The 11,510-nt window shown below is 40.6% G+C and carries 9 protein-coding genes; all 9 read left to right on the forward strand.

The genetic code is table 11. The annotated features are described in order from the left end of the window. Positions 1-31: 31 nt before the first annotated feature. The 9 genes from IH879_11785 to IH879_11825 all read left to right on the forward strand — a co-directional run bounded on the left by IH879_11785 (position 32) and on the right by IH879_11825 (position 11,369). Positions 32-178, forward strand: coding sequence for a hypothetical protein (locus IH879_11785; protein ID MCH7675616.1), 147 nt, complete (start codon positions 32-34; stop codon positions 176-178). Positions 179-202: 24 nt separating this feature from the next. Then, positions 203-1,507 (forward strand): BamA/TamA family outer membrane protein, encoded by a 1,305-nt coding sequence (locus IH879_11790; GenBank protein ID MCH7675617.1) that lies wholly within the window; start codon positions 203-205, stop codon positions 1,505-1,507. Positions 1,508-1,509: 2 nt separating this feature from the next. Continuing rightward, entirely contained in the window at positions 1,510-3,267 is a 1,758-nt protein-coding gene (locus IH879_11795) for a hypothetical protein (GenBank protein MCH7675618.1), read from the forward strand. A 248-nt stretch (positions 3,268-3,515) separates the two neighbouring features. Further along, positions 3,516-6,389 carry an AsmA family protein gene (locus tag IH879_11800; GenBank protein ID MCH7675619.1) on the forward strand — a complete coding sequence of 958 codons (2,874 nt, stop codon included), beginning with the start codon at positions 3,516-3,518 and terminating at the stop codon, positions 6,387-6,389. Positions 6,390-6,534: 145 nt separating this feature from the next. Continuing rightward, positions 6,535-7,836: a BamA/TamA family outer membrane protein gene (locus IH879_11805; protein MCH7675620.1), complete on the forward strand. Its 1,302-nt coding sequence runs from the start codon at positions 6,535-6,537 to the stop codon at positions 7,834-7,836. Positions 7,837-8,003: 167 nt separating this feature from the next. Then, positions 8,004-9,581: a hypothetical protein gene (locus tag IH879_11810; protein MCH7675621.1), complete on the forward strand. Its 1,578-nt coding sequence runs from the start codon at positions 8,004-8,006 to the stop codon at positions 9,579-9,581. Between the two features lie 137 nt (positions 9,582-9,718). Next, complete coding sequence (locus IH879_11815) at positions 9,719-9,940, forward strand: hypothetical protein (protein MCH7675622.1); 222 nt, start codon at positions 9,719-9,721, stop codon at positions 9,938-9,940. Positions 9,941-10,419: 479 nt separating this feature from the next. Beyond that, the gene (locus IH879_11820) at positions 10,420-11,046 is read left to right on the forward strand and encodes a restriction endonuclease subunit S (GenBank protein ID MCH7675623.1); all 627 of its coding nucleotides are present in this window, start codon (positions 10,420-10,422) and stop codon (positions 11,044-11,046) included. A gap of 20 nt (positions 11,047-11,066) precedes the next feature. Next, positions 11,067-11,369 carry a nucleotidyltransferase domain-containing protein gene (locus IH879_11825; GenBank protein MCH7675624.1) on the forward strand — a complete coding sequence of 101 codons (303 nt, stop codon included), beginning with the start codon at positions 11,067-11,069 and terminating at the stop codon, positions 11,367-11,369. Positions 11,370-11,510: the final 141 nt, after the last annotated feature.

Consider the following 11,510-nt stretch of genomic DNA (forward strand, 5'->3'; position numbering starts at 1 on the left):
GCGTTAGTTCATCGAATTTAATAGGGGCCTCATGAAAACTACCAATTCTCGTGAAGCGCATTCACCACGGAAATTCATGGAGCACCGCGGAAATTGCTGGACAGCAAAAGGCGAAGCGGCTGGAGAAGAGCGTGTAAAAATGCTTTGCTGTTTGCCCTATGTGATTCCAAAGAACTAAGAAACCTAAAAAAAGGAGGTTATTATGAAAAAACAATCAGTTGTAAATGTGCTTTATTTATTTCTTATCTTATTAACATTTAATTTACATAATGTAAGTTTTGCCCAGGAGAAAGAAGATGAAGAAACACCTAAAGAGCAAATTCCGGTTGAAGAACGAAAGACCGGGGACAGCTTTATCGAAAATGTCGGAGAGCTGCCCGGGGACATCGTGACTTTTCCTCTGAGACTGGTTTTTAAAGGCATCAGTAAGACAGCGGGATGGATAGACTTCCAAAATGTTTATCTGCGAGTCACGGATTGGCTGACCAACGAGGATGGCACCCGCAAGGTAAGACCCATATTTGCTCCCAGTGGCGGTGGCGGGGCCACGTTTACTCAAGAGAATTTCTTTAAAGGCGGAATGACATTTAGAGCACACGGGAGTTTTGGCAATCGAACGCGTCGACTCTTTTCCGGCAGATTAAGAGATCCCCAGTTATTTGCGCCAAAACTGGGATTGCAATTGACAGGGTTTCACCAAAGAAAGCCTGATGAGGATTTTTTCGGACTCGGCAATGATTCTCAAAAATCAGATGAAACGAACTACCTGCACCAAGAGAACAATTTCGAAATTGACGTTATTTCGGTCCCCTTCAAAGCAGCGCAATTTTCTCTGGGATTGTCTTACAGCAATGTCAATATCAAAGAAGGCCGTGACCCCAATCACCCATCGACGAACACGTTTCCAAAATTTCAGGAAGTTCCCGGACTAGCAGGCGCTGAAATGTGGTCGCTTCTTTTTAAGTTTTATAACGATTCAAGAAATGCAACCGCACATCCTACAAGTGGCGGCGAAGAGTTTTTCTCAGTCGAATTCGCCAAGGAAATTGACGGAAGTGATTTTGGTTATCGAAAATATACTTTGGATTTGCAGCGGTATATTGAACTTTTTTATAAACGTGTGTTGGCTGTGCGGGCACGGACGGAAGTCACTGATAAAATGGAAGGCCGGGAGATTCCTTTTTATCGTCTTGCTGGCTTAGGCGGTGCCGACAATCTACGCGGATACAGACCCGTGCGCTTTCGGGATGAAGATTTAATGCTTTTTAGCGCTGAGTATCGTTTCGAGGTAAATACATACGCCATTGTGTACGGTTTTTTTGAGGAGGGTCGGGTTTTCAACAATATTTTTGATGATTTTACTTTTAATGATTTTAAGTATTCTGCGGGCGGTGGCCTGCGGTTTAGAGCACGAAATGGAAATTTGACGGCAATTCTTGAAATTGCTAAGTCTAAAGAACAAACGAGATTTATCTTTGGGTTAAATACAGATTTGAGGAGGTTTTAAAAATGCTAAAAATAATGAAAGATTTTACGACTGGTTTCTTTATTTTGCTTCTAATTTTAGGAAGTATAAATTGCGCTTCCCAAAAACATTACAAGCTGGGATCTATAATCACACAAGAAGAGATTACATCTATACCGAAGCCGAAAGTCCAAAAGGTCAGCCTTTATGAAAACGCAATTGAAAACATGTTGGGACGTGAAATAGATGAATATGGCAACATTTCATGGCACAATAGAAAATTAACCAACAATCATAAGCAGGCCAAAAATACCAACGCACTGGATGAAGTGCCGAATTCATCCTGGTTCACCAACCGAAATGGCAAATACCCAATGAATCGAGAAGAATTAAAACGCGGCCCGAATCGAGGTACAGGTCCCGATATGGAAGGTCCTCTAACCATCATTGGTGCTAAAGTCGAAGGTGTTTCACCAGGATTTACTATTAAGGATCGCAAAGGAGATATCTATTTCATCAAATTTGATGCAAAGGGCTATCCCCAGTTGAATACTGCCGCAGAGGTCATTACATCAAAGTTTGTTTACGCTGTAGGTTACAATGCACCGGAAAACTATTTGAGTACACTCGATCCTAAGCGCTTGCAAATTGCAAAAGGCGTTAAAGTAAAAAATCGCTGGGGCAAAGATGTACCTATGAAATTTGAGTTTGTTCAAAAAGTGTGGAAGAAGGTTCACCCGAATCCGGATGGCAGCTACCGAGTTGTAGCAAGCAAATTACTGGAAGGGGAAGCTCTTGGTCCCTTTCTATTCGCAGGCCGCCGTAAGGATGACCCTAATGATAATATTAACCACAACCATCGCAGAGAACTTAGAGGATATAAGGTGATCGCCGCCTGGTTAAATAACAACGACGTGAAAGCCAACAATACCTTAGATATGTATGTTGAAAAAGACGACAAATATTTTGTTAAGCATTACATGCTCGATTTTGGGACCTCATTGGGGAGCAGCGGTTATGGTCTAGGTGGTAGAAGTCGCGGTCATAAGGGAGCTTTCGATTTGGGCCACATGCTGAAAAAAACGCTTAGTTTGGGATTATGGGTAGAACGTTGGGAGAAAGAGCCAAGATTGGTCAGCCGCTCGGTTGGCTATTTTGAGTCAAGACTTTTTAACCCTGAAGATTATGCTCAACTTTTCCCTAATTTGTCTTTTCAAAAGGCTACGGAGCTGGATGGATTCTGGGGCGCTAAAATTGTCATGTCCTTCACGGACCAACAAATTCGTGCGATTGTAGAAACGGGGGAATATGAGAATCAAGAAGATGAGGATTATATCGTTAAGACGCTTATTGAACGGCGAGATAAAACCGGACGGTATTGGTACAGCGTTGTGAATCCGATCGATAATTTTCGATTTGCGCAAACTAATGGTAGTAATGGACATCAAAATGCAAATAGCAAAATCATCGAATTCGATGATTTGTCGGTTAATGCCGGATTTGAAAATGCAGAGCGAACTACTTATCGTTATAAACTTAAATACCGTGGAAAAGATTTAACAAATTATTCCTTTTCTAAAGGTAACCCAAGTTTGTCTTTAAATTCTGCAATGCATCAGGTTATTGAAAAGCTCTTTAATGAGAAAACAAACATTCGCGAGGACGATAAAATTTTGACATTCAAAATTGAATCCAAGAGGAGCGAGTTCGGCTCCTGGGGAAAAGCCATCCAAGTCCATTTTTATTACCCAATAGGTAATGAGAAAGCTCCTCAAATTGTGGCTATAGAACGAGAAAACTAATTGAATCGATAACGAAGAAGCTAAGATATTTTCTGTAAAAATCCAGACGCAAAGGGGTGAGGGTTCTTTAAGCAACACCTTTGGAAAACCTTCTTTTGAAAATCACTTGGTGTTATTGTAACTTATCGCTTTTAGTGAATGAATTAAGTAATTAATATACTTTGCTGAATAGATGGAATAATCATTTTTACTTATTTAGTTGTAATCACCATGAACAGATTTAGGTTTTTTAACTTTAAGGAATTGCCATGAAAAAGCTAAAAATATTTGCAATCTCACTTTTAGGAATTGTTGTTGTCGGATACCTATTATTATTTATTGCTGCCAGGATTCTGTTTCCTCCAGAACGACTGAAGGAAATAATAACGCCCAAAATCTCAGAAGCTGTTGGCAGGGAGGTAAGTATCGAGGATGTAGGATTATCCGTCTTCCCAGGGCTCAGCCTGAATGCCCACGGACTGACAATAGCCAATGCAGAGGGATTTAGTGACAAGCCACTCCTGAAAGTGAGGGATTTATATTTGAATGTTAAATTGCTCCCACTTCTGAGAAAGCGTGTTGAAGTCGCATCAATCCTTATTAAAAATCCAAAGATTTTGATAGAAAAGAGCATAACTGGTAAGTTCAATTTTGAAATGGCAGGTGAAGAAAAAGCGAAAGTTCCTTCCGAAGCTGAAGAACCTGAAACTTCACCGTTTTCATTAGTGGTCAACTCGGCTCGAATTGAGGACGGTACACTGATATATCTTGATCATCAGAAGAATAACGCAATAGCGATTAAAGAAATTGACCAAAATATCTCGATATCCCTCGATGAAGAACTCACAGATATACGAACCGAAGGTCAATTAGATATTAAAGACCTCAATTTTACGGATATGAAAAAGAATGAAGGCGCGATGAATTTCCCATCCGTAACCATAAAGCATCATTTCAAAATAGACACACAGTCCAAAAATATCCAGGTAGAACAGTTGATGTTCGTCATAGAGTCGACCCAACTCAACTTTGCCGGCTCACTTAAAAATTATGATACCACGCCTAATATTGATCTGTCGTTAAGAACGAATGAAATTGAATTATCTAACATCCTTCGCACAATCCCCCATGACTTGGCACCGATGCTGACAGAACTGACCGCGGAGGGGAGAATTAACTTAAAGATGGATGTCAAAGGTGAGATTTCAGAAAACAAAACCCCAAGTCTGAACGGGAATATCGTTTTCAACAATCTTACATTGAGTTATTCAGAGCTGCCTAGCAAGATTAGCAATCTTAACGGTAGTATAGGATTTACTGACAAAAGTCTTAATTTTAGAAACATCACCGCCAGACTTGGCAACGATCCTGTTGAACTGTCCGGTTCAATTATTGATTTCGAGCATCCGAGGTATGATTTGAAATTTAAAGCAGATTTGAACCTCAGTACCTTGAAGGACTATATTGAATCGCCTAACATTCAAAGCAAGATCCCTCCGGATAAATTACCGATGCTGACAAAACTGACCGCAGAAGGAAAAATCAATTTAAAGATGGATGTTAATGGTGAGATTTCAGAAGACAAGCTTCCAAACGTTAACGGGGCTCTCTTTTTCAATAACCTTACACTGGGATATTCAGAACTGCCCGGCAAGATTACCAATCTTAGCGGTGGTATAGGATTTACTGACAAAAAACTTGATTTTAGAAACATCACCGCCAGACTTGGCGGCGATCCTGTTGAACTCTCTGGCTCCATTATTGATTTTGAGCATCCGAGGTATGATTTGAAACTTAAGACAGATTTGAACCTCAATGCTGTGAAGGACTATATTGAACTGCCAAAGGGGACATCCCTCTCTGGCAGACTGAAAGCTAATATAATTGCAAAGGGAAGTGTTGATAAGCCTGAAAAGACAAGACTGAATGGAAGGATAAGTGTGAGCAATAGTTCTCTTATTACTCCCAATCTTGCTGTCCCTCTTACCGAAATCAACAGCGAAGTTGATCTGGCGGGTAGAAAAGTTAAAATTTCCAATTTAACTTTAAGAGCTGCTAAATCCTCTATTAGCTTGACGGGTGAAATTTTAGACCCGATTCATAATCCTAAAGGAACTCTGCAATTAACTTCTTCATTATTAGATTTGGACGAAATTTTTCCAGAGACAGAATCTGAAGAAGATGTAACCTCAAAGAGAGAACCTATAAAACTTCCTTTTGAGACTCTCGATGGCAAAGTCATAATTAGCAAATTGATAACCAATGACATTGTGATGAGCAATCTACGTGCAGATATGATTATCAGGAACAATGTCCTTTCCATTAAAAACGTTAGGTCTGATCTGTATTCTGGCAAACTCACAGGAAGTGCAACCGCTGATTTTAATGATCCAAGTGGGCTTGCTTATACAATACAGATGAAAGGCGACGGGCTGGATGTGAACGACTTTGCAACCACAGCAATCCCAATCGAGGATGCCTTCTTTGGCAAAATGCAGATAGAGGTGAATGCAAATGGCACAGGTTTATCCACCGAAGAAATAAAGAAAAATATAGTTGCTGAAGGCGCCACAGTCGTATTTGACGGAAAAATAGTCAATCTGCCAGTTCTACATTCACTTGCTAATTTCCTGAACCTGCCATCATTTGAAGAGATTAGTTTTAAAACCCTGAACAACAGCTTTAAACTCCAAAATGAAAAACTCTCATTTGAAAACTTTGAGATGAAGGCTTTTGACAACGACCTCTCCCTTGGTGGCTTTATCGGGTTAGATGGCTCACTAGATATTTCAGTTAGCATGCTTTTGTCTGAAGAACTCACTCAACGATTTCATAAAAAGGCGGTAAAAGTTCCTAACGTCTTTCTTGTAGATTCCAGCAGATTGCCATTGGACTTTATTATAAAAGGCACCAAAGACAACCCAGAGATAAGATGGGACACAGAGAAAGCTGTTAGCCGAGCTGCTGAAAAAACCGTTCAAACAGGATTAGAAAAAGGATTGGAAAAAATCTTTGGTAGCTTGAAAACAGATTCCCTGGAATCCAACAAGGATAAAAAAGAAGGGGATCCATTGAAAAATGTTCTGGAGGGACTCTTTGGGAAGAAGAAGAAAAAGAAAAAAGGTAAACAAGAAAACAATTAGATCTTTTTTAATTCTTGGCTATTGATGATAAAACAGTAGTATAGCTGGGGGATGTAGCGCCAAAATGTGAAAATAGAAACTGTAAGCGGAGGGAATGATTATTGAAAAAGTAAACATAAACATAGTTGATTCGAGAGGAGGAAGGATGGGAGTTGACTCTCAAAAAATCAACCGGATAATGCTTTTTGTACTTTTGGCGTTCTTGTGGAGTACTTCTCCTAGTTTCGGACAACGCACAAAACAACTTACAAAGAATCCTGCAAAAAGTGATTCTGTAAAAATTCTTCGCAAAAAGTACAGAGCAAAAAAGACTTGGGAACAGTTGGTTTCCCTGCCGGGCACACTGGTAAGTTTGCCGTTGGTATTATTCTTCAAATTAAATGAAGAATTGGTCGGTTATACTTACGAGCATAAATTGGTTCCCAGGGCTTTGGGTTTCCTGACATCTGATGACGGGGAATGGGGGCTCAGGCCAAGATATACCACTCGCTCCGGATATGGCATCAAACTGTTTCGCAAAGGGCTGATTTCGGAACAGTCTAATTTAAATTTAACTCTCACCGGCACAACCCACGGACGTCAAAGTTACCGGTTGTGGTTTAAAAACGTTGATTTCCTCAATGGTGTGCTTTTTGGTGAAGGGTTAATCCGCTACCGAAAACTGCTCGGTGAAAATTTTTACGGCATCGGGAACGACACGCCCACTTCTAATCGCAGCAATTATGACCATAAGCTGCTTACCTCAGAAATTACCCTGGGAGTAAGGCCGTCTAAAGCATTTGCTTTAAGTGTCGTAGCCGGCTATGATTACAACAAAATCCTCGAGGGCAGCAATAATGATTCGCCACCCACCCAGGAAAAATTTGGTGAGAGTAATTTACCCGGTTTACGAGAAAAAGTTAAAGTCTTCAGATACAAGCTCGGTCTGCACCTGGATACGAGAAATCGACCCGGAAACACGTCGAGTGGTAATGAAAGTTTGCTGACCGGGACGGTTTTCAAACAAAAAGACGGTGACCGCTTTGATTTTTGGAAAATTTCAGCGGATATCCGGCAATACATTCACCTTTTTCACAACCGCGTTTTGGTGTTGCGGTTGGCCAGCGAAATAACCGAACCATTTGCAAATAAGGAAATCCCATTTTATTATTTGAGTACCCTGGGGCTGCACGATTCTATCCGTGGCTACCGCAGAGGTCGATTTTACGACCGGGATTTTCTCATTACCACGTTGGAATACCGCATTCCTTTCTGGTATTCTGTCGACACCATGCTTTTTGTGGATGCCGGCCAGGTCGCTTCCGATATTTTACATGATTTTAAGCTCAACAAATTTCAGTTCGGCTATGGATTGGGGTTTCGGCTCTGGTCGGAAGAAGGATTTGTCGCCTCGATTGAACTGGGTTTGAGCGATGAAAAAGTGCGAATTTCTTTAAAGGTGGAATAATGTGGCCATTTAATAAATTAAAGAAGGTTTTATTGTTTCGTTTGCCGGGTGTTGTTTTAAGGTCAATTTTCGGTTTGTGTTTTTTGATTGTTCTTTTTTCGAGTTGTGGCACGAGCCACAGGTTTGTCGTTCCGGACCCGCCGCCTGATGACAGGAAGCCCGTGCTCATGCCCGAAGCGAGAGATCTCAATTTAGCTGAGGATAATGTTGAAAAAATCGCCACCGTGACAACGCAACGTTTTTTTGACCTTTCCCGGCATTTCAGGAGTTTAGCAGGGAGCCCAAGGCAGGCGTTTAATGTAGATGCATTTGATGAAGTTTACAATTCGAGCTGGTTTATCAATCGCAATGCGAGAAAAGAAATGTCCGTGGAAGAAATTGCGCGTGGCCCAAATACCGGGACCGGACCAGACACATCCGGCCTGTGGCTGATTTTCAGAGCCAAGGCAGAGGGGGTGACTCCAGGGTTTTTCATTGAAGACAGCAGAGGGGATAAATATGTCATAAAATTTGATCCGGCAGGATATCCCGAATTGGCCTCCGGTGCGGAAGTGGTTTCAACAAAGCTTTTTTATGCCGCCGGATATAATGTTCCTGAAAACTACATCGCTTTCTTCCATCCTAAGATTCTCCAGCTAAAAAAAGATGTTAAATTTACAGATAAAACCGGCACCAAACGAAGCATGAACCAACAGGATCTGGAGGAAATCCTCGCAAGAATACACAAAAGACAGGATGGACTCATTCGTGCTGCCGCTAGCAAATATCTTCCAGGTCAACTCCTTGGAGGGTTTAAATATATCGGTATCCGCGAGGATGATATGAATGATTTTATTCCCCATGAGCACCGCCGTGACTTACGTGGGTTAAAAGTGATAGCCGCCTGGTTAAATCATTACGACACAAAAGCCAACAATTCCCTCGATATATTTTACAAAAATCAATATGTCAGGCATTACTTGATCGATTTTGGTTCCACACTTGGCAGCCAGGGCGATGAACCCATGCCGCCTGAAATTGGCCGTGAAGGTCCGGCCGATCCAGTGCAGACGTTCAAATCCATCGCCTCCCTTGGTATTTATCGGCGTCCTTGGGAAAAGCAGCCTGAAATTAAATACCTGTCCATCGGAAATTTTTCAGCAAAAAGTTTTAAGCCCGATAAGTATAAATATATTTTACCCAACCCGGCCTTTGGGAATGCAACGAGCTTAGATGATTATTGGGGAACCAAACTGGTGATGTCTTTTACGGATGAACAGATAAGAACTGCGGTCGAGCAGGGGCAGTATTCGGATCCGCCGGCTGCAGAGTATCTTATCCAAACGCTCATCGAGCGGCGGGATATTGTAGGCAGAACCTGGTTTAGTAAGATGAACACTCTGGACCATTTTGAATTGCGGGAAACAGCGAGCGGGCAACAGGAACTATGTTTTCAAGACTTAGCTATTGATACCGGACTTGAATCCGGCAACAATCGCCAGTATGGTTTTGCGTTAAGAAAGAACGGCAAGATTATAGCTGGTTTTCAAAATATTGGCAATCGGACATGTGTCAACTTATCTGAATTAATTCCGGAAGTGCAAAAATTAAGTTCAGCCAACAGGAAAAATAGTATTTATGCTGCTCAGTGGGAAATCCGGTTGCAACTAAAAAGAAGCACTGATAGCAAATGGGTCAAAGTCTATCTTGAAATGGACGGTGACAGCCACAAGCTTAAGCTGCTCGGTCTTCGCCGTCAGGGATGAAATAAAAAGAAGGTTGGCGAAATTTAGGGGTATCAATCAATTGAATGTTAAGTATAACACTTGTTTGGAGCGGATGGCTGATTCTTAATGAAATCAAAAATTAGATTCAATTAAGTTTGATTTTGACGGATAGGAATGTGTTTCTAAAACCGCCACCGCTCAAACAAAACTCGTTTATGTTTTCAATCCGGGTGCCGCGCCGCCGGGTGAAAGTCTGGACTCAGGACGCCGTGGTTATGGTGTCATGGAAAGACCCCAAGATTCTCCTCCCGGAAACGCCCATGGCCGAGCAGACCCACTTTCTGGCCTGGGTCAAAGATAATGTGGATTTTGGTGTGCGGGCCAGAAGGGTGAATTGATTTTCTTCACTCCAACCCCGGGGTCTGATGGAAGGATTCCGGGGTGTTTTAAGCTGTAGACACCACGATAAACTCACGCCTCAAAAACTTCCCTCCACTCTTCAAACAATTCGATTTTCCCGGATATAAATATTTTTGAACATCGAAGGACACTGAAGAAACACCGAAAATATATTTTTTGGTTCGGTTAGAAGTTCTTTTGACATTAAAACCTAAGATTTATATATTTAAAGCAGGTTGCAAGTGCTGGATAAACCCCAAATGTGTTTCCTTATTTTTTGTGCACTAAGCATAGGATTTACAATAAAGTAAATACGAACTTTGATTTAAAAATCGTGGATTTATCCGGCCTAATACACCGGTTTTTTTAACCTATTAGGCCCAATAATCTTATGTTATGTGTAAGAAATGTATGACAGAAAATAATTGCCGTAGTTATCAATATTGCTATAACTCAAGGAATTAATCCTAACGCTTCAATGGCAGAAATTGGATTAGAGTGGTTAAACAAAATGCCTGAGCATTGGAAAGTTAATAAATGGAAATATGTCTTTAATATTAGAAATGGTCAAGTTGATCCTAAAAATTATCCAGAACAAATTTTATTAGCCCCAAATCATATTGAGAGCGGAACGGGTGAAATTCTATATAAAGAAACTGCCTTTGAACAAAATGCTGAAAGTGGTAAGTATTTAGTGAAGAAGAATGACATAGTTTACAGTAAAATCAGACCGGAACTCAATAAGGTCTGTATTGCTGAAGATGATGGGTTATGCAGCGCAGATATGTATGCCATACATTCAAAACAAAATTATAATCAGGATTTTTTGAAGTTTCTTTTCCTTAGTGAATCATTTAATAAAGCTATGGTTGAATGCTCAATGCGCGTTGCAATGCCGAAAGTCAATCGTGACGATGTAAAAAACTATCAAAGTGCTTTTCCTGGTGAGGATGAGCAACAGCAGATAGTTGATTATATTAAGCGAGAAATTAATAAACTAAATCAAGTTATTTCCAAAACTAACACCGAGATCGAAAAAATAAAAGAATACCAGGAGTCTTTAATTACCAGCGTAGTGACAGGGAAACTAAAAGTACCTGAATAAAATAAAATCGGAGCTTTGTTATGAAAAAAGAGAAGATAATAACCTACTTAAAATTAAAAAAAGAGTTTTTAAAGCAGGAGTATGGCATAACAACAATAGGCTTTTATGGCAGTTCTGCCAGGGGTGAAGCAACGAAAGATAGTGATATAGATATTTTTTATGAACGGGACAAAAATTTTGAACTAAAGAGCGGTTTGGCTTTTTTATATATTGGCGATGCTATGGCTAAAGATTTGAATGTCAGGAAAGTTGAACTTGTAAGGCTTGGGTCGATGAACCCGATTATAAAATTTTATGCAGAAAAGGACTTTATCTATGTATAGCGAAAAAAACCTGGTCTATATCTTTACCATGCTTGAGTGTATTGAAAAGTGTTGGATTTATACCGCTGATTTTGACACGCCAGACGACTTTATTTGGGCGAATGAGCAGAAGGAATTAAATGCCGTGGTCAGTTTATTTGT

This window comes from candidate division KSB1 bacterium (assembly GCA_022562085.1).
GTDB lineage: Bacteria > Zhuqueibacterota > Zhuqueibacteria > Oceanimicrobiales > Oceanimicrobiaceae > Oceanimicrobium.